Source organism: Ruoffia halotolerans (assembly GCF_014049385.1).
GTDB classification, from domain to species: domain Bacteria; phylum Bacillota; class Bacilli; order Lactobacillales; family Aerococcaceae; genus Ruoffia; species Ruoffia halotolerans.
In genome coordinates this window covers 41,499-61,042 of record NZ_JACAOA010000008.1, presented here as the reverse complement: position 1 = coordinate 61,042, position 19,544 = coordinate 41,499, and the positions used below count along the sequence as shown (strand labels likewise).

Annotated in this window: 19 protein-coding genes; 4 read left to right on the top strand and 15 right to left on the bottom strand. The window is 34.3% G+C overall.

The genetic code is table 11. The features are described from left to right. Positions 1-158: 158 nt before the first annotated feature. Positions 159-1,598, top strand: a complete 1,440-nt coding sequence (gene zwf, locus HW423_RS04440) for a glucose-6-phosphate dehydrogenase (RefSeq protein WP_218930736.1) — start codon at positions 159-161, stop codon at positions 1,596-1,598. 53 nt (positions 1,599-1,651) lie between these two features. On the opposite strand, the gene HW423_RS04435 is transcribed toward zwf, so the two are convergent. The 7 genes from HW423_RS04435 to HW423_RS04405 form a co-directional block, all read right to left on the bottom strand. Continuing rightward, complete coding sequence (locus HW423_RS04435; protein WP_218930735.1) at positions 1,652-2,632, bottom strand: DHH family phosphoesterase; 981 nt, start codon at positions 2,630-2,632, stop codon at positions 1,652-1,654. A 23-nt stretch (positions 2,633-2,655) separates the two neighbouring features. Then, positions 2,656-3,975: a DRTGG domain-containing protein gene (locus HW423_RS04430; RefSeq protein WP_218930734.1), complete on the bottom strand. Its 1,320-nt coding sequence runs from the start codon at positions 3,973-3,975 to the stop codon at positions 2,656-2,658. A gap of 86 nt (positions 3,976-4,061) precedes the next feature. Next, the gene (locus tag HW423_RS04425; protein WP_218930733.1) at positions 4,062-4,865 is read right to left on the bottom strand and encodes a ZIP family metal transporter; all 804 of its coding nucleotides are present in this window, start codon (positions 4,863-4,865) and stop codon (positions 4,062-4,064) included. A 12-nt stretch (positions 4,866-4,877) separates the two neighbouring features. Further along, the gene (dinB, locus tag HW423_RS04420) at positions 4,878-5,924 is read right to left on the bottom strand and encodes a DNA polymerase IV (protein WP_235956294.1); all 1,047 of its coding nucleotides are present in this window, start codon (positions 5,922-5,924) and stop codon (positions 4,878-4,880) included. Positions 5,925-6,147: 223 nt separating this feature from the next. Further along, positions 6,148-6,519 (bottom strand): preprotein translocase subunit YajC, encoded by a 372-nt coding sequence (yajC, locus tag HW423_RS04415; protein ID WP_218930731.1) that lies wholly within the window; start codon positions 6,517-6,519, stop codon positions 6,148-6,150. 71 nt (positions 6,520-6,590) lie between these two features. Then, entirely contained in the window at positions 6,591-7,736 is a 1,146-nt protein-coding gene (tgt, locus tag HW423_RS04410; RefSeq protein ID WP_218930730.1) for a tRNA guanosine(34) transglycosylase Tgt, read from the bottom strand. Positions 7,737-7,751: 15 nt separating this feature from the next. After that, entirely contained in the window at positions 7,752-8,528 is a 777-nt protein-coding gene (locus HW423_RS04405; RefSeq protein ID WP_218930729.1) for a glutaminyl-peptide cyclotransferase, read from the bottom strand. A gap of 71 nt (positions 8,529-8,599) precedes the next feature. Here HW423_RS04405 and HW423_RS04400 point away from each other — a divergent pair, with 71 nt between their 5' ends. Beyond that, on the top strand, positions 8,600-9,226 hold the full coding sequence (locus HW423_RS04400; protein WP_218930728.1) for a lysophospholipid acyltransferase family protein: 627 nt from the start codon (positions 8,600-8,602) through the stop codon (positions 9,224-9,226). 55 nt (positions 9,227-9,281) lie between these two features. Here HW423_RS04400 and HW423_RS04395 read toward each other — a convergent pair whose 3' ends face one another. Next, entirely contained in the window at positions 9,282-11,069 is a 1,788-nt protein-coding gene (locus tag HW423_RS04395) for an ABC transporter ATP-binding protein (RefSeq protein ID WP_218930727.1), read from the bottom strand. Positions 11,070-11,071: 2 nt separating this feature from the next. Further along, positions 11,072-12,826, bottom strand: coding sequence for an ABC transporter ATP-binding protein (locus tag HW423_RS04390; protein ID WP_218930726.1), 1,755 nt, complete (start codon positions 12,824-12,826; stop codon positions 11,072-11,074). 545 nt (positions 12,827-13,371) lie between these two features. Here HW423_RS04390 and HW423_RS11535 point away from each other — a divergent pair. Beyond that, complete coding sequence (locus HW423_RS11535; protein WP_408014883.1) at positions 13,372-13,542, top strand: hypothetical protein; 171 nt, start codon at positions 13,372-13,374, stop codon at positions 13,540-13,542. Positions 13,543-14,146: 604 nt separating this feature from the next. On the opposite strand, the gene HW423_RS04380 is transcribed toward HW423_RS11535, so the two are convergent. Beyond that, positions 14,147-14,359, bottom strand: coding sequence for a YneF family protein (locus HW423_RS04380; protein WP_138403917.1), 213 nt, complete (start codon positions 14,357-14,359; stop codon positions 14,147-14,149). A 72-nt stretch (positions 14,360-14,431) separates the two neighbouring features. Beyond that, on the bottom strand, positions 14,432-14,680 hold the full coding sequence (locus tag HW423_RS04375; protein WP_218930724.1) for a DUF896 domain-containing protein: 249 nt from the start codon (positions 14,678-14,680) through the stop codon (positions 14,432-14,434). Between the two features lie 85 nt (positions 14,681-14,765). On the opposite strand from HW423_RS04375, the gene lexA reads away from it, so the two are divergent. Next, complete coding sequence (lexA, locus tag HW423_RS04370; protein ID WP_218930761.1) at positions 14,766-15,386, top strand: transcriptional repressor LexA; 621 nt, start codon at positions 14,766-14,768, stop codon at positions 15,384-15,386. 77 nt (positions 15,387-15,463) lie between these two features. Here the strand turns inward: lexA and HW423_RS04365 are convergent, their stop codons facing one another. The 4 genes from HW423_RS04365 to HW423_RS04350 are packed head-to-tail and all read right to left on the bottom strand — an operon-like array spanning position 15,464 to position 19,541. Next, entirely contained in the window at positions 15,464-15,976 is a 513-nt protein-coding gene (locus HW423_RS04365) for an adenine phosphoribosyltransferase (protein WP_218930723.1), read from the bottom strand. An 8-nt stretch (positions 15,977-15,984) separates the two neighbouring features. Further along, positions 15,985-18,318: a single-stranded-DNA-specific exonuclease RecJ gene (recJ, locus tag HW423_RS04360; RefSeq protein ID WP_218930722.1), complete on the bottom strand. Its 2,334-nt coding sequence runs from the start codon at positions 18,316-18,318 to the stop codon at positions 15,985-15,987. Between the two features lie 5 nt (positions 18,319-18,323). Beyond that, positions 18,324-18,734: a LapA family protein gene (locus tag HW423_RS04355; protein ID WP_218930721.1), complete on the bottom strand. Its 411-nt coding sequence runs from the start codon at positions 18,732-18,734 to the stop codon at positions 18,324-18,326. Further along, positions 18,735-19,541, bottom strand: coding sequence for an SDR family NAD(P)-dependent oxidoreductase (locus HW423_RS04350; RefSeq protein WP_218930720.1), 807 nt, complete (start codon positions 19,539-19,541; stop codon positions 18,735-18,737). It lies immediately after the preceding gene. Positions 19,542-19,544 lie beyond the last annotated feature (3 nt).

Genomic DNA, 19,544 nt, shown 5'->3' with positions numbered 1-19,544 from the left:
TTTTTACTAACATGTCAAATTATACAAGTATCGGTAAAGAAAAACAAACCAAAGTAATATTAAAATAAAATGAACAGATTATTAGATTTTTGTCTCCTTAAATTGTAACTAGGTCATTTTTAAGCTATAATATTGGTTGTTAAAGATGGAGGGATTTCATGGAAAAACATCGTTTACTCATTACATTGTTCGGAGCTACGGGTGATTTAGCTGCCCGTAAGTTATATCTAGCAATATATCGATTATACAAAAACAATTATATATCGGAACATTTTGCCTTAATAGGAACTGCTCGTCGTCCTTGGACAGACGATTATTTGCGTGAGGTAGTCCTAAACAGTATTAAAGATGAAATTGATGACCAAGCACATGCTGAAGAATTTGCATCACACTTCTATTATCAATCACACGATGTGAATGATGTAGATGAGTATCATAATTTACAAGAATTAGCTTTAGAGTTAGAGGAAATGTATCAAACAAAAGGGAATCGAATCTTCTATATCTCGCTCTCGCCTAGTCTATTCCCTATAATTACGCAGCATATTAAAGGTTCTGGCTTAGCTACGGAACAAGGTTATAACCGATTAATTATCGAAAAACCATTCGGAAATGACCTTAATTCAGCCAATGAATTACAGGAACAACTTCAAGTTTCATTTGAAGAAAATGAAATTTACCGTATTGACCATTATTTAGGAAAAGGTTTTGTTAAGTCTCTCCTAAATTTACGCTTTAGTAACATCATGTTAAAGTCAATTTGGAATAAAGAGAATATTGACCATGTTCAAATTACGCTTGCTGAAGAAGTTGGTGTTGAAGATCGTGGTGACTACTATGAAAATAGTGGTGTATCTAAAGACATGATACAAAATCATGCACTTCAAATGCTTTCATTAGTTGCTATGAATGAACCAAAGGACGATGAGCCTGAGTCGATTCGTCAAGAAAAAATTCATATCTTAAAAAATCTACATCAATATGATTCTGTTGCTGAATTACAAGAAAATGTCGTTCGAGGCCAATATGGTGCGAGCGAATCCAATGAGTACAAAGCATACCGTGATGAAGATAAGGTAGATGCAGAGTCAACCACTGAAACATATTTCGCAGCCAAAGTTTTAATTGATTTACCAGAATGGGAAGGTACACCATTCTTTATTCGCTCTGGAAAGCGACTAAATGGAAAATATACAACGATTCATGTTCAATTTAAAGCAACTAAAGAAGGTGTGCCTGGCAATAGATTAATGATCGAAATTAATCCAGACCTAGCTTATCGACTTTATTTAAATCAAGAAACCATCGGTTATACAAATGAACTAAAACAAATTGAATTGTCATACTCACCAGATGAGAAAGAAATTAACGCAATGCCTGCAGATTACGAGCGTTTAATCTTAGCATGTATTCAAGGGAATTTAAATAACTTTAATCACTGGCTTGAAGTTGCACATGATTGGAAATTTGTTGATAATATTCAGCGCTTATGGAAAGAGGCACCGAAACCTGATTTTCCCAACTATCCAGCGATGTCTAGTGGGCCAAAAGCTGCTGATGATCTCATTAATAAACAAGGCTTTGACTGGTTTGATTAAATAAAATACAAAGTAAAAGACCAAGTTGACTCAAAATCAACTTGGTCTTTTCTCTATTCACTTATATTATCTAAATATGCTTGCGCTGCTTGCTCTAAATCCTCTAATAATTGACTCATTTCCTCTTTGCTATAGACCGAGGCACCACTTGCTTTAGGATGACCTCCACCATGGTATTTAGCCGCTATTTCATTGATTGCTGGTCCTTTTGACCGCACACGAACTCTCCAATATGGATGGCTACCTTCTTGTTCGATGAATAAAGCCCAAGTATTTACACCCATTATACTCCCTGGAATTCCGATAGCGACATTCGACTCTTCTTCAGTAATTCCGTAACGTTTTAAATCAGCTTGATTAATTAAGATGTGAGCCACACCATTGTCTGTAATTTCTAATTGGTCTAAGACAAAGCCTTGGAATTTCGCTTGTTCCATTGATTTTGTATTGAATCGGTCATTGATAATAAAGTGATCAATCCCTTGTTTAAGTAACTCCGCTGCTGTTGTTAGTGTTGTTGCACTTGTCGAATCATATTGAAAACGTCCAGTATCCCCGACAATGCCAGCATATAGCATAAAGGCAGCCTCTTTTGTTAGAGGTAACGCCTCTGCCAATTCAAGTGAAATATTTGCGATAATTTCACTACATGAACTTGCTTTTGTATAAACCATCTCTAAATCTCCATAACTATCCACATCAGGATGATGGTCTATTTTTACAAGTTTTGCCCCTTTATTATACCGCTTATCTTCAATTCTAGGATAATTGGCTGTATCAACAACAATGACTAAGGCATCCTCATAATCTGAATCTGCAATCTCGTCCATGTCACCCATCCAAGATAACCCTTTTGACATCGTTCCAGCTGCTAGCACTTTTTTGTTCTCAAAAGCATTCTTAATTAGATACTTTAAGCCAAGCTGTGAACCAAATGCATCAGGATCGGGTCTCACATGTCGATGAATAATAATTGTGTCATGTTTTTTAATGTATGTTAATAATTCTTGTACTTTCTCAGTTTCTAAATACATAGTCTATCCCTTCTATAACTCATTTACTTTGTTTCAATAACTTGGGCCGTAATAATTGCTTTTGCAACTAAAGAATTCTCGTGGAAAACATTGACCTCAATTAGGGCTGTTCGTCTATTTTGATTGAAAATATCAGCTTTAAACTGAATTAAATTCCCCATTTGAATTAATTTGAAATAATGCAAATCAATCTTTTCAATAATATGATTTTGATTTGTTGTGTCATAAAATTTTTGATAAGCAGAATGCGAAATTAATTCACAAAGAACACCATAAGAAATCGTTCCTAAACTGTTTAACATTTGTGGCTGGACGACAACGCGGTAGTCATACTTATGTTCTTGTGTCTTTAAGATATATTCTTCAATATGCATAATAATATCATCTTCAAAAGTATTCACAATTTGTGGTTGCTTTTGAATCATTTGAATACCACGCATAATATCTTGACGTGAGACAACGCCTAATAATTCCATATTATCTTCTATAACAGGAATCATCTCAATATCTTCACGCACCATCAGTTGTGAGACGCTTGCGACAGTCATGTGTTTTTGAACAGTCACTAAATCTTTAGTCATGACTCTTTCAATTAGGACTGATTCAGATTTCCCTATGAGGTCTTTCGCCGTCACAACTCCGATCAAACGGCTGTTATGATGGACTGGAAAGCGTGAAAGTCCAGATTTACGTGAAAGCTCGTAGAATGTGTTCACAGTATCTTGAGCCGTTAATGCAGGTGTTTGATCAATCGGCGTAAAGATATCGGCAATAGTCATAATTTCTTTCTTTATTTCTTGGTCTGCCATAGAACGGTTAATAATCGTCGCCACTGTAAATGAATCAAAAGGCGTCGAAATAACTGGTAATTTCTTCTCGTTAGCAAGTTCCACGATCTTATCACTCGTATCAAAGCCACCTGTAATAAGGACAGCAACATCATTCTCTAACGCCAATTGTTGAACTTCTTCCCTGTTTCCCACGATGATGAGTGAATTAGGTACAAAGTATTTTTTAACGTCATTTTCTTGCATTGCACCAATAATGAATTTATTAAGGTGACGATCTAAACCTTCTTCCCCACCTAGAACAGTTCCTTCGATTATTGAAACCATTTCATTAAAGCGTAACATTTCTGGTAAAAACTTTGATTTCTTCTCAATACGTATTGTTCCAACTCTCTCGATTGTTGAGACAATACCCAGTGTTTCAGCATCTTTAATTGCTCGGTAAGCCGTTCCTTCACTCATATTTAAATGCTTGGCGATTCCTCGAACGGATATTTTTTTGCCAATGGGAAGTGTTTCAATATATTGTAGTATTTGATTATGCTTAGTAGTCACTAAATCCCTCCAGATAAATAAAAAACTGTTATACTGTGAATCGATAATTACAGTATAACAGTTTAATTACAGATTGAAAATAATTATTAACCTAAGGCCACATCTAATATCATCATTAGGATAAAACCACCAATTAATGCTAAAGTTGCTTCATCCGTATGGTTAGAGGATTGTGATTCAGGAATTAATTGCTCAACAACCACAAAGATCATTGATCCAGCTGCGAAAGCAAGTGCATAAGGTAATATTTCTTGAACAACTAGAACGGCTGCTGCCCCAATAACAGCTGAAACTGGTTCAACAACCGCTGATAACTGTCCCATTTGAAACGCTTTTCGTTTCGTTCTTCCATCTGCATATAATGGTAATGATAAAGCTGATCCTTCAGGTATATTTTGTAAACCGATACCAATAGCTAATGCAATGGCTCCAGTTAAAGTTGCTCCACCATTACCAACGCCTGCTGCCGCAAAGGCAACACCTAAGGCGAGTCCTTCTGGAATATTATGTATGGTTACGGCTAAGAATAACATCATTGTCTTCGATAATTTTCTATTATCTGAGTCTCCATGGTCTTCAGATAAATGCGTATGCGGAACTGTGTAGTCAAGGAGTCTTAAAAATAAACCTCCAACCACAAAGCCTACTGCTACGGGTAACCAAGCCGGTAACGATGATGAGCTAGATTCAGCATATTCTAACGCAGGTGCTAGTAACGACCAAAAAGATGCTGCGATCATCACTCCTGCTGCAAATCCTTGCATAATTGCTAAAAAGCGATCATTCACTTCTTTAAAAAGAAAAACAAAAGAAGAGCCAAATAATGTACAAAGCCAAGTAAATATCCCTGCAATGAGTGCTTGAAAAATTGAATTACTAAATAATGCCATATATTTATTCTCCTAGTCTAAGTCAAGTTTAATTGATGTATATAAAGGGTGGTCGAAATTTGAAAAAGTCACACCTAATAATCGAATGGTCCGGTCAAGATGTCCATGCTCTTTCCAAATTTCCTTAGCTAATTCTATACTTTTTTCAAGAGATTCAATCGTTTCAATGGATTGAATTTGTCGAGTAATTGTCTCAAAATTATCGTATCGAATTTTCAAAGTAATCGTATGTGCTCTCATATCAGAAATATGATGTCGATTGTCCACCTGGTGTATCAATTTAACTATATTATCTACTACTTGAGACTCTAATTCAAGAAATACCGAGAAGGTTCTTTCTCTTCCAATTGATTTTCGTTCGCGCTTATTATTCACAGGTGTATTATGAACGCCTCGCACTTTAAAATATAAGGAATAGCCCATTTTACCAAAGTTATCAATTAATTCATCGAGTGACTTTTCGTATAAATCTTTCCCAGTAAAAATTCCCATATCATGGAAATTCGGGAGTGACTTCTTCCCTACTCCATGAAATTTATCGATACTTAATTCTTTTAAGAATTGAACAGCATCTTTGGGTTCAACTAAGGTGATTCCGTTAGGTTTATTATAGTCTGAGGCAATTTTTGCGATGAATTTATTATAAGAAATCCCCACAGAACAAGTTAAACGCGTTCGGCGGTAAACTTCTTCCTTTATCTCCATAGCCATGATTGTCGCACTCTTCATATTCTTTTTATTATTCGTTACATCCAAATAAGCCTCATCTAGGGATACAGGCTCAATTAAATCCGTATATTCATTAAAGATTTCTCTAATTTGCATCGATATTTCACGATAGTAATTTAAATCTCCTTGGATAAAGACAGCTTTAGGACAACGCATATAGGCTTCTTGAGCAGACATTGCAGAGTGAATGCCATACTTTCTTGCTTCGTAATTACAGGTTGATACAATCCCTCGTCCACCGGTAAGTTTGGGATGCTTTGCTATAACAACAGGCTTATTCTTTAATTTAGGGTTATCTCTCACTTCAACACTGGCATAAAAGGCATCCATGTCGACATGGAGAATTTTTCTTGATATATCGGGTTCAACTTCATCAAAAGATAAAATACCATATTGCACGCAACTCACCTCACTTTATTGTATATATTATACAAACACTTGTTCGTAAAATCAATCTCTAATGTTTAAGTATCATTTGAAGATAACTTTATTTATTGACAAAAAAATGCTCCAAGAAATCCCTTATACAGGAATTCTTAGAGCTTTATTGAAATTAAAGAGTGCTTTCAGTTTCATCGCTTTCTTCAGCAATGTCTTCTCGATTTTCTTCGTGAGCAATATCGTTCGCTACTTCAATTTCGTCTTGACGATTTACAATATTACCACCTTGAGTAACAGTTGCAATAGCACCTAATGTAAATGTTAAATATACACCTTCACAATCAAGTACGACTGTTTGACTACTTTGGCTCACTTCATCTACAACACCATGAAGCCCTCCGATAGTCACTACTGCGTCACCTGGTTTCATGTCATTTAACATCTCTTGTTTTTTCTGTGCCTGTTTCTTTTGTGGTCTTATTAGCATGAAGTACATTACTGCGAATAAAGCTATAAACGGCATAAAACTTAGAATAAATTCCATTAACGTTTGTCATCCTTTCATTTTTTAAGCATAAAGACAGTGTATCAAAAATTCAGACAATTAGCCACTATCTAGAAGTTTTTTGCGTTCGGTTTGTTATATCCGTATTTTTCGAAGAAATCTTCTCTAAATTCAAGTAATTGGTCGTCCATGATCGCTTTTCTAACATTTCGCATTAATTCTAATAAAAAGTAAACATTATGAATCGACGCTAATCGCATGCCAAACAATTCATCTGTCTTAATTAAATGTCTTACATAAGCACGCGTATAATTGCGGCAAGTATAGCAATCACAATTCTCATCAATCGGTCTGAAATCGCGAGCATACTGAGCGTTTTTCACAACTAAACGTCCATTACTTGTCATACAAGTTCCGTTTCTTGCGATACGTGTTGCAAGAACACAGTCAAACATATCAACCCCACGTATAACACCGTCAATTAAAGCATCCGGTGAGCCAACTCCCATTAAGTAACGAGGTTTATCTTTAGGTAATTCTGGAGTTAAATAATCTAAGACACTATTCATTTCCTCTTTTGTTTCACCTACAGATAATCCACCAATAGAATATCCAGGGAAATCAAGTGATACAAGATCTCTAGCGTGTTGAATACGTAAATCTTTATAACCCGCACCTTGAACGATACCGAATAAAGCTTGGTCTTCTGGTCGTTGATGTGCTTTAAGTCCACGCTCAGCCCAACGAGTTGTTCGGTTAATCGAATTTTTAACATAGTCATAACTGTGATGGAAGTCCGGACATTCGTCGAAACTCATAATAATATCTGCTCCAAGAGCATTTTCGATTTGAATTGCTTTTTCAGGTGTTAAGAATAATTTCTCTCCACTAATATGATTTCTAAAATGCACGCCCTCTTCTTCAATTTTTCGCATATCACTCAGTGAGAAAACTTGGAAACCACCAGAATCTGTTAAGACTCCACGGTCCCAGTTCATGAACTTGTGTAAGCCCCCTGCCTCTTCAACAATCTCTTCTCCAGGTCTTAACCAAAGATGATATGTGTTACTTAAGACAATTTCTGCACCCATATCTTTTAATTCTTCCGGTGATAAACCTTTGACCGTTGCCAATGTACCAACGGGCATATATATGGGTGTTTCAAAACTTCCATGAGGTGTATGTAAAATACCTAATCGCGCGCCTGTATTTTTCTCTTCTTTAATTAATTCGTATCTAATTGCTGGTTCTGTCATAATATTTCCTTTCTATTAATGCTTTAATTCTATCTCAAAAATAACCGGATACAGTTTCCCCGTAATATAAAACTGATTGCCTTCAATATGAGCAATTCCATTAAGGGAGTCTACTTCATCCAACTCTTGGTCTGTCAAATTCTCTTCGAGAACTTCAGTCAGGTCATACTTATATGTTACGATACCCGTTTTTGGATCGATGACAATGATTTCATTAGTATACCATACATTTGCATAAATATATCCGTTAGCAAATTCCAACTCATTGATTTCTTCTATTAATTGATCATTATAAGTCACATCAATTGTATCAATCACTTCAAAGGTGCTAGGATCTCTTTGTTCAAGGACACTCGTTCCATCTGACATCCAAATGACATCTTCTTGGTCGTCATAAGCTAATCCCCAGCCTTCGCCTTCATAATCTACGGTATCAATTATTTTTAAAGTATCTTTATCTCTTTTAAATGCCACGCCACTACGCCATGTCAGTTGCCACATTGCATCTGAAGTAACTGTCAGACCTTCCCCGAACAATTCTTTATCTAATTGATCAACGACATCATAATGACCTGTGTCTAAATCTAAATAACCTATCTTTGATTCACCGTACAAACCTGTTCCTAGCAATAATTCGCCTGCTTCATTTAATTCAAAGCCTTGTGTGAACGCTGTCGAATCACTTGGATGAATTGACAAAAGTTCATATTCATCTTGAGAAGCTACTGAAATTATTGGTATAATACAATGAACGCAAATTAATAATGTTATTTTGTGAATGATTTTCTTCATAAAAAACTCCTTTAACCCAACCTGAGAATATAGTAATTTTATCATATTTTTTAATAGAAAGGTCGTTAGTAATGAATCTCTATTCATTTTTATTATTTATAGTCAAATACATTGTATACATTTTTAATGGGAAACCCTATGTCGTTGGCCAGGAAAATTTATCAAAAGATGTCGCAATTATTGCATCAACCCACCGTCACTGGTTAGACCCTATTATCTTAGCTATGGTTGTTGAGCCAACTGAAATTGCTTTCATGGCTAAAGATACTTTATTTAAGAATAAAATCTTCCGCTATTTGTTGCCGAAATTAAATGTTTTCCCAGTCAAAAGAGAAAAACCATCACCGAAGTCACTTCGTCGTGGTGTTGAGGTCATGAACGAAGAGAATAAACATCTAGGAATTTTCCCTACAGGCTCACGCTACTCCACTGAAGTAAAAGGTGGAACTGCCTTTATCCAAAGGCTGAGTAAGAAGGATATTGTTCCAATTGCTTTGCAACCGCCAATGAATGCGAAAGAATTTTTCTTCCGTAAGAAAGCAAAAGTAGCCATTGGCGAACCTATTTCTTTCGATGATTCTAAAAAATATACTCGAGAAGAACTGAAACAAATTGATCTTGCGATTGCAGAGGCTTTCGATAAATTAGACAAGCAATTGGATCCTGATTACGAATATATCCCAAGTAAAAAAGACTAATAAAAAGACATCTAACTTTCCTTCTAATTTGAAGGCAGCTAGATGTCTTAATTTTTTAGTTTTTAGTCTGTAGTCGATACATTTGATAGTATGTCCCTTTTTTCTCAATCAATTCATCATGATTCCCTTGTTCGATAATGTTACCTTTATCAAGAACAATAATTTGATTGGCATCTCTAATCGTACTTAGTCGGTGAGCAATCGCAATGGTTGTTCGGTTCTGACGCATCTTCGCCAAACTTGCTTGAATATACTCTTCTGTTTCCGTATCAATGTTAGCTGTCGCTTCATCAAGTATTAAAATCTTTGGATCTCGTGCCATCGTTCTAGCGAATGAAATTAATTGTTTTTCACCACTTGAATAACTAGCTCCTCGTTCAATAACTCGGTGCTCATAGCCATCTGAATGTTTTTCAATAAACAAATTAGCATTTACAAAGTGTGCCGCTTCCCGAATCATTCGATCTGATATTGAATGGTCTAACAAACGAATATTTCGATTCACATCACCATAGAATAAGAAAGAATCTTGAAGAACTAACCCGATATCTTTTCTTAATTCTTCATAAGGAAACTCACGAATACTATGCCCGTCAATTAAAACATCTCCTGATTGAAACTCATAAAATCGCATTAAGACATTAATAATTGAACTCTTACCACTTCCGGTATGTCCGACAATCGCAACCGTTTCTCCTGGATTAACTGTAAAACTAATATTGTTTAATACATTTTGATTTCCATCATAAGAGAATGTTAAGTTTTTAAATTCAATTTTTGCATCTTTGATTTCAGCGTCTTCATGAACAATTTGCTCCGGCACATATTCCTCATGATCCAATACACGCAGAATACGTGAACTTGATACTACCCCATCTTGAAGTAAACTTAAACTATCCATCATCATTCCCATTGGTCTAAAGAATTGTGAACTATATTGAACAAATGCATAAATCACACCTACTTCTAATATACCATTTAAGTATTGTCTACCTAAGAAGTAGATCACTAAAGCTAAGGATAATCCTTCTAGTAAACTAATAACACTCATTAATAGAAGTGCATTCATTTTTACCATTTCATAGCGCGCATCAAAATGTTTTTCATTTTGGTCATCAAATTCATTAATAATTCGTTTCTCTTGACGGAAATGTTGAATAACATTCATCCCAAGAATAGACTCATTAATTTTAGTATTTAATCGACTTAGATTCTCACGCATTGAGCGATATACTTGTGAACTATAACTTTGATAATACCAAATAATTCCAATCATAATTGGAACAAAGATTAAGAATAACAATGCCATACTTGGATTCATTAAATACATCCCAACGAATACTGAAATGACCGTTACGACCCCTTCAAACAGTGCATAGAATGTATTCCAAAAGTTTTTCAATGTTTCTGTATCGTTTGTTACGCGAGAAACTATCGATCCGCCTGGAGTTTGGTCAAAGTATCGCATTCCTAGAGTATTTATTTTAGTAAATATTTTATCTCGGACGTTTTCAACTGTCTTTTCAGCAGCCATATTGAATAAATACGTCGATAAATAATTCGATACCCCTTGTAATAGAAGTAAGAAACCATAAGTTAAAGCAAAAGTTGTCGCTATTTGTACAGTAACGTCGAGATGTGTCAAATGATCATCAATAAATGTTTGAATTACTCTTGGCATAATAACAGAAACAGCTACTGTGACTGATGTAAATAAGATAGCAACAAAAAATGTCTTCCAATATGGTTTTGCGAAAGCAAAAATTCGTTTCGTTACGGTAAATTGCTCTCTCATGGACATTTTTCTTGCCCAAGCTGATTCATGTTGACCTTTACTTGCCATTATTACACCTCTTCCATTTCAGAACTTAATTCTAATTGTTGGTGTTCGTACATTTCTTGGTACCAACCGTTATTGTTAATTAATTCCTCGTGTGTTCCACGCTCAACAATTTGACCTTCATCAAGCACAACAATCTCATCCGCATGCATCACACTACTTAGACGATGGGCAGAAATTATTGTTGATTTGTCTTCACGTGTTTCTTTAATTGAATTTAGAATGGCTTCTTCAGTCTTAGCGTCTACGGCAGAAAGTGAATCATCCAATATCAATAATTCTGGATTAATTAACATCGCTCTCGCCATAGAAATACGTTGTTTTTGTCCTCCAGATAAAGCCACTCCACGTTCACCTACTAATGTATCATAGCCTTCACTAAAGCCTAATATGTCCTCATGAACTCTTGTCACTTTGGCAATTTCTTCAACTTCTTCATTAGTAGTATCCATATTCGCAAAACGAATATTATCACGAACAGTCGTAGAGAATAAGAAATTATCTTGAGGAACGTAACCGATGTTCGCTAATAAACTATCTAATTGATAATCTTTAATCGAAATTCCATTGAAGGTAATATCTCCTTTAAATTGGTCATAATCACGTAACAACAACTTAAATAATGACGTCTTACCAGATCCAGTACGACCAACGATTCCAAGTGTATTCCCTTGTTTGATGTGAATATCAATATCACGTAAGGAAGCCTTGTCATCATTATCTGGATAAGCAAATTCATCTATGTCAATATGAATATCACCTGAGATGGATTGACTCAATGCATCCGGTTCTTCAATAATCGTACTTTTTTCATTTAAAATTTCTAAAATACGGTCATAACTTGCTGAACCACGTTCTAAAATATTAAACAAACGCCCGATCGCAATCATCGGCCACTGTAAACGAGCCACATAACTAATGAAAGCAACTAATAAACCAATAGTAATTTCTCCTTGTGAAACTAGAAAACCACCAAAGAATACACCTAAAATCGTAGCTGCACCCATAATTAGTTGACTTGTAGGTCTAAACGCAGCATCAAATAAATAAACTTTTTGATTTCGATCAACTACGTTTGTCGTCATTTTCTTAAAGTCTTCAATATCTAACTCTTCCTCACCAAACGTTTTAATTACTTTCATACCCGTAACACTCTCTTGAACTTTATCGTTCATCGAAGAAAAAGCTGCTTGAGATTTTCGTGAGTGATAGTGAAGTTTACGACCAACAAAACGAATTAAAATCGTTAACAAAGGTATAGGTATGATCGACACTAGTGTTAATCGCCAATCTACAAAGAAAAACATCATGAATAATGTCAGTAATCCTTGAGATAAAGAGTCAACTAAGGTTAAAATTCCTCCTCCAGCAACCATACGAATCGAGTTCAAGTCATTTGTCGTTCTCGCCATCAAATCTCCAGTACGATATTTTTGAAAGAATATCGAATCCATTTGTGTAAAATGATTGAACAATCTTGCTCTAAGTATCTTTTCCAGTTTTGCTGATGTTCCAAAAATCTTCGTACGCCATACGTAACGCATCGCATATTGAACTATAGCAATAACAACCAGAATGACACTCCATATAACCAATTGACTTCCTGTAATTGTACCTGCAGTCATATTATCTATAATAATACCAATAATCATTGGCACAAGCGCAGTCATCACACTCAATAGAATTAACATTGATATTCCAAAAATATACGCTTTTCTTTCTTGTTTAAAAAACCAACCCAGTTTTCCAAACATATCCATACAATTCACCCCATCCTAAAATATAAAAAAGAGAGACACGCCATATCCTTTGCCTCTCAAAATAAAGCTATCATTTTCTTCTCAAAAACTTAACTTTTAACTAAAAAAGCCTTGATACAACCGCTATTAGTAGGATAAAACATACCATAGCCTATTTAATGAAGCAAATCTTTTGCACCTTATCTATTGAGAACAGTCTTAGTATTATAACACTTTTAAAATTGTCATGCATAATTAATTAGAAATGGTTACAAAAAATAATTAATTGATATCAGATGTTACGTATTTATTTTCTATGAAATTGAAAAAAATCTAAAAAAAAATAGAATGGAGAAAGAGATAGTGTTGGTTACAATACGGGATCCAACGCGGAAACTTTCATTCTTAGGAATGGAGGTTTTTTTATTAAACCATTTAAAACATTGGATGAACAACTCATCATTGTCCATAATAGGAATTTAAAAATTATTGATTATAAAAGAGCAAAACGATTTTTACTGACTAATAACTATTATAATATCATTAATGATTACAGTAAGTTCTTTATGGACAATGAAACTAATATTTATAAAAACAATGCTCCTTTCGATGAAATAACACAACTTCACATATATGATACAGCAATAACCCATGCTCTGATTAAACCGTTAGATCATGCAGAAGATCATATTAAATATATAATGCTCATCGTTTTGCCGATAATTATCCTAATATAAAATACGCCTATTTACAATTAAGTAGTTAAATAAAAAATAGAAATTCAAAACTAGACTGGTTAATTTCAAATCTTTGTAATTTAATAAAAAAGAAAACCAGACATAAAAAAGGATAATGCTATAAAACATTATGTAAAAAATTATAATGATTCCCAATATGGGTTATCCTAAACTTTATTGATTTCGGACAAATTAACACATTATTTTATTGCTTGCCTATATCCTTGTTAAATCAAATAGCAAAGAATTGCCTATCATTTGTTCATGAAAATCGAATTCTATAAATGGTATCTTCACTCCAGAAATGATGTATATAACGTTTTTATCATATTGCAATGTTTTGTTAATCGAAGTGAATATGCTTATTTACATAATTCTTTTCTAGACAAAATTAAATATTTGGAGAAAAAACAAAATTCTATTTCTATTAATGTCATTCAAAAAAGTTGGGATTTCCAGAGAATTGGCATGAAAACAACAAAAACATTTATTCATTAATACTCTTTTAGTATTCTGAATTTATAAATATTTTTTCATTGAATAAAAGGGTTGATAACACATAAATGCCATCAACCCTTTTTATACTTATTTTACATACGCTATATTAACGCTGTTTCATTGAGTTCATAATTTGTTGAACTTTCTTTTTAGATGGTTTTTGACCCATTTGAGCCATCATTTGAGAAATCATTCTCTCGTCAATCGGTGGATTTTCCTTAAAATAATCCATCATATACTTTCTTGATAGGAAGAAACCAGCGACAAAACCAATAATTAATGCAATAAATACGATAACTAACCATATCCAAGTTGCCATTTAACTACACCTCTCTTCTAAACATCATGTAATACAATAATACTAAATAATCATTGTGTTGACTAGAGAAAATTATTTGTTGTCTCTATTATGTAAGCCACGTTCTTTTTGTATCTCTTTCACTTTATTTGGAGTTAAGTCCTCCCCTTCAGGATCAACGACTTTAATTCCCTCAATTTGAGCACCAATACTATTTCTCATACTTTGAATATATTCATTGTGCAGTTTTTTTCTTTCAATCGCTTCTTCTTCAGTGATTGTCCCTGCTTTGTTCTTTTTAGACAGTTCGTTGATGCGTTTGATCTTATCTTTACTTAACATGTAATCACTCCTTTACTACGAACATTTGTTTGCTAAGCGGTATTATAAATGCTATACTAAAAACAATAAAAACGAAAGAGTTGAAATTATGAAATCAATATCAGCAAAACAATTAAATATACTTGATTGTATATATAAAGCAATTGACTCTAATGGATACCCTCCGACTGTCAGAGAAATTGGAGCAGAAGTTGGATTAGCTTCTACATCCACTGTTCATGGTCATCTTTCTCGGTTAGAAGGCAAAGGTTACTTAGTCCGTGACGCAAGTAAAACACGTGCGTTAGAGCTTACACCAATTGCGCTTGAAACATTGGGTATTTCAAGAAAGAATATTCCCTTGCTTGGTCGCGTTGCTGCCGGTGCGCCTATCTTAGCGATTGAAGAGGCTGTTGATTACTATCCAATTCCACCTAATTTAGAACATTTTGATAGCAATGATTTATTCATGCTCCAAATTGACGGTGAAAGTATGATCAATGCCGGTATTCTCAATGGTGATTTAATTACAGTTCGTCGCCAACCTTCTGCCAATAACGGAGACATCGTTGTTGCTATGACTGATGAAGACGAAGCAACGTGTAAGACTTTTTACAAACAATCTGATCACTATATTCTACGTCCCGAAAATGATGCTATGGATGACATTATTTTAAACTCAGTCAAAATATTAGGTAAAGTTGTTAGCTTATACCGTGAATTTTAAATATATTAATTAAAACGAAATCCGAACACTATAATAAGAGTTCGGATTTTTTTGAATTTTAAAATAAAGAGTAGATATTAGAATTGCATTAAAGCTTTATAGTTATAACCTTCAATTTTTTCTCTACCATTTAATTCTTTCAATTCAATTAAGAATGCAATTCCTACAACTTCTCCGCCTAGTTTTTCAACTAAGTCGATTGTTGCTTTAACCGTACCACCTGTTGCTAATAAATCATCGATTATGATAACTTTTTGACCAGGTGTAATAGCATCTTTATGCATCGTTAATAAATCAGTACCGTATTCAAGTTCGTATTCGACTTCAATAATTTCACGAGGTAATTTCCCTTTTTTACGAACTGGTGCAAAGCCAATTTCCATTGCGTAAGCTACAGGACAACCGACAATAAAGCCACGTGCTTCAGGTCCAACAGCTACTTCAGCTCCTACTTCTCTTGCATAGTCCACAATTTCTTGTGTCGCTTGCGCAAAAGCAGGTCCATTTGCCATTAATGGTGTAATATCACGAAACGTTACGCCTTCCTGTGGATAATCTTCGATTGAAGCAATATAATCATTTAAGTTCATTTAGTTATTTAATTCCCTTCAAAATAATCTTTAATAGCGTCTAACGGCTGATAATTTAATAAAGCCTCTGACTTATATTCATTTTCATATTGAATAAAAGTCTTTAAGTGAGGTAGATCAATTTTATTATTTGTTGCTTCTTTATTAAACTCTAACCGACCATTCTTAATTGTAACAAATTCTGCTTCTAAAAACATCAAAAACATCCCTTTTAATTTAACTGGGTGTATATTTAATGCTTTTGTTATATTTTCAAATTCTGTTTTGTACATAAATTCTTGCTTGGCAAAGATATATTTATACAAATCAACGAACTCTTCTCGAGAAGGGATACCTGCCATATATTTCGATTCCTGAACAAATGATCCTAGATAGACTTTCGACCAAGCTTGTGTATTCACTATCTCTTTCAATTGTTGTAATTGGATTGGCGGCTCCATTACGATGAGGTTATTATATTGGGCTAAATTAACTTCTGATGCATTCTCATATAATACAACAGCTGCACCGTTCAATTGCTTGGACATATAATCTGCAATCGGCTGATGAGAGAATAAATATAAAGCTTTATCTATAATTAATAAATCTTTGTGAATCTTGCTTGAGCGGTAATCTAACCACTGAGAGCCATTAACTCCCATATCTTTCAGCATTAACTGCGGAAGACAGTTCCCATTCCATTCATTAATATCTAACTCTCCAACGACAGATATCACACTGCCGTTCTCTAAGCCTTCAGCTTGCTCTGCTTTGCCAAAGCCAATGGCTTGTAATTCGACTTTGCTATCCGTTTGGCTTAGGGCAAGTTTAACATGGTTTTTATCTGCTCCAATAAATCTAATTGTGTTAATATGAGCATCTTTAACCATAAACTGCGGTTTTGGATTATCCATACCGAAAGGTCCTAATAAGTTCACTTCATTAATAAAATCAATCGTCATTTCATTCACACTTAACGGCATATCGATAACAATTGGCTCAGGTTCGTTTAGTAATTCAGTGTAGTGTTCAAAGCTTTTGTGAATGCTTTGTTTAAAGTCTTCCCAATTCTCTTCATCAATCGTTAATCCTGCTGCTTGACTATGACCACCGAAGTAAGTTAGGTACTCATTTTGTTTAACGAGTTCTTCAAAGATATTTATCTTAGACACACTTCTTGAACTTCCTTTATATTGTTTTTTCTCTTCTATATATTGAAAGACAATCGCTGGTCTTTGATATTTTTTAACTAAACGACTTGCAGCAATCCCTAAGACTCCGGCAGGCCAATCCTTATCTGCTTCAATAATAATATTTGGAATTGAGTCGTATTGACCCATTCGATTTTCAATTTCTCTAGTAATGTTTTCGGTGATGGATTTTCTTTCACGATTCTTTTCATTCACTATTTCTAATAACGATTCCGCTTCAGATATATCTAATGTTTTCAATAACTCTAAGCCCGGCGTCGGATCACCTAATCTACCTACCGCATTCAAACGTGGGCCGATAATAAAGCCAATTGTCTCACTTGTTAAGTTATCTAAATTAACTTTTTCATTTTGTAATAATAATTGTAAACCAACGCGCATTGAGTCTTTAATGAGAGTCAATCCACTTAATACAATCGTTCGGTTTTCATCCGTTAACGACACCATATCTGCAACCGTACCGATGGCTGCCAATTCAACAGCTTCTGTGGGTACTTCACCCAATAAGGTACTAACCACTTTTAAAGCAACCCCAGCCCCACTTAATTCTGGGAAAGGATATTGACCTGAAGGATGTTTAGGATGAATAATTGAATAGGCATTCGGTAATTCACTTTGCAATTCGTGGTGATCAGTAATAATACAATCCACACCTATATCATTCATTGCATCCACAGCTTCAAAACCAGCCACACCATTATCAACAGTAATGATTAATCGAATATCATATTCGTCAACCAACTCACTCCAACGTGCTTTATTCGGTCCATAACCGTCCGTTAAGCGGTTTGGTAAATAATAATGGACATTGGCTCCGATCGTCTCTAATGTCTCATACATTATCAATGTGCTGGTAATACCGTCTGCATCATAATCTCCATAGATTAATATTGGTTCAAACTCTTCAATCGCTGTTTGAATACGGTCAATTGTTTTGTCCATCTCAAATAATAAAAATGGGTCATGATATAGTTGAGGTTTTTGATTTGTTTTTTCGATTAACTCTTCTGTGCTTGTGATACCTCTAATTGAACATAGTCGTAAAAAAGTTGAACTAAATGTTGTTTCATTATTGTTTAAAATACTTTCGGAAGCGTCTCTATTAAACTCTGGTCTGATTTGCCAATCAAACTGTGCCATATTGAACTTCACGAATATTACACTTCCTCTGTTGTATCAGTAACTACTTCTTCATTTAACTCTGGTTTTTCATATGATTTTACAGAAATTGTATTACGTGAAACACGCTCTTGTTCTTCAATCTTACTGCGTAACTCAGAAATTGTTGCATCTTTTTCAATTGCAGTGTTTGAATGATTATGTTTCTCTTTTGATAATTGCTTTTCTAACTCTTTATTTTTCTTTCTGTTTGATTGAATCGCAGACATTGATGCAATCATTCCAATGATAACACCAACCAAAATACTGAATAATACAACTAAGACAAGCGATACTTCAAATTGAGTGAAAAAGAAATCAATTCCAACAACATTTGTATTTTGTAATGCAAAAACGACTACTAAGATAAGTAACATAATAATCGCTATAACTTTCCATTGTTCTTTCATCTAAATATCCTCCTTGAAATTTAACATTTCTCCTGCTAATTTATCTCCAATATTAGGAAACACTTTATATAGTATATCAATAATATGATAATAACGGGGACGATTTAATTCTCTTTTACGACGTGATGGTTTTAAATGCTTAGTCACATCTCTCGCTAATTTTTGCGGATCTAATGCAAATGCCTTAATTCGGTCATAATACTCTTGAGATTTTGAATCGAAATTAAAAAAATCCGTCTTGACTGGTCCAGGATTAATTGTGGTCACATCAATACCAAACCGCTTTAACTCCAATCTTAAACTATTCGCGTAGCCTATCACAGCAAACTTTGATGCAGAATATACACTTGAGCTTGGTGTTGCAATTTTTCCGGCTATGGAAGAAATGAATAAAATATGTCCTGGCGTATTTTTTATAATCATCTCTCTAGCTACTAATTGGGACAAATAAATCATCGCATAAGTATTAATTTTAAAGAGTTGATCAATTTCTTTTGACGTGAAATCTACTGCTTTTTTAAATATACCCATACCACTTGAATTAATCAAAAAATCTATATGACCAAAAACATTGATTGTTTCTTCCACCGTTTCTTCAATTTCCTTTACCTCAGACAAATCTTTTGCTAGTACAAGTGTTTGTATATCGTATTCTCGTTTTAATGTATCTGCCAATTCAGAGAGTACTTCTTCTCTTCGAGATACTAATACAAGATTTGCACCTTTTTTAGCCAATTCAAAAGCAATCGCTTTACCAATTCCACTTGAAGCACCCGTCAATAAAACAACCTTGTTTTTTAGAAACATAAT

Excerpts from the sequence above, each read along its gene's own strand:
- HW423_RS04355 (WP_218930721.1), bottom strand. The coding sequence starts at position 18,734 with ATGAAAGAACAATGGAAAGTTATAGCGATTATTATGTTACTTATCTTA.
- yajC (WP_218930731.1), bottom strand. The coding sequence starts at position 6,519 with ATGGAATTTATTCTAAGTTTTATGCCGTTTATAGCTTTATTCGCAGTA.
- HW423_RS04375 (WP_218930724.1), bottom strand. The coding sequence starts at position 14,680 with ATGTTAAGTAAAGATAAGATCAAACGCATCAACGAACTGTCTAAAAAG.
- HW423_RS04435 (WP_218930735.1), bottom strand. The coding sequence starts at position 2,632 with ATGTATTTAGAAACTGAGAAAGTACAAGAATTATTAACATACATTAAA.
- HW423_RS04405 (WP_218930729.1), bottom strand. The coding sequence starts at position 8,528 with ATGAAGAAAATCATTCACAAAATAACATTATTAATTTGCGTTCATTGT.
- dinB (WP_235956294.1), bottom strand. The coding sequence starts at position 5,924 with ATGGATGCCTTTTATGCCAGTGTTGAAGTGAGAGATAACCCTAAATTA.
- HW423_RS11535 (WP_408014883.1), top strand. The coding sequence starts at position 13,372 with ATGGACAATGAAACTAATATTTATAAAAACAATGCTCCTTTCGATGAA.
- HW423_RS04390 (WP_218930726.1), bottom strand. The coding sequence starts at position 12,826 with ATGGATATGTTTGGAAAACTGGGTTGGTTTTTTAAACAAGAAAGAAAA.
- HW423_RS04365 (WP_218930723.1), bottom strand. The coding sequence starts at position 15,976 with ATGAACTTAAATGATTATATTGCTTCAATCGAAGATTATCCACAGGAA.
- HW423_RS04395 (WP_218930727.1), bottom strand. The coding sequence starts at position 11,069 with ATGGCAAGTAAAGGTCAACATGAATCAGCTTGGGCAAGAAAAATGTCC.
- HW423_RS04350 (WP_218930720.1), bottom strand. The coding sequence starts at position 19,541 with ATGTTTCTAAAAAACAAGGTTGTTTTATTGACGGGTGCTTCAAGTGGA.
- tgt (WP_218930730.1), bottom strand. The coding sequence starts at position 7,736 with ATGACAGAACCAGCAATTAGATACGAATTAATTAAAGAAGAGAAAAAT.
- HW423_RS04425 (WP_218930733.1), bottom strand. The coding sequence starts at position 4,865 with ATGGCATTATTTAGTAATTCAATTTTTCAAGCACTCATTGCAGGGATA.
- HW423_RS04380 (WP_138403917.1), bottom strand. The coding sequence starts at position 14,359 with ATGGCAACTTGGATATGGTTAGTTATCGTATTTATTGCATTAATTATT.
- zwf (WP_218930736.1), top strand. The coding sequence starts at position 159 with ATGGAAAAACATCGTTTACTCATTACATTGTTCGGAGCTACGGGTGAT.
- HW423_RS04400 (WP_218930728.1), top strand. The coding sequence starts at position 8,600 with ATGAATCTCTATTCATTTTTATTATTTATAGTCAAATACATTGTATAC.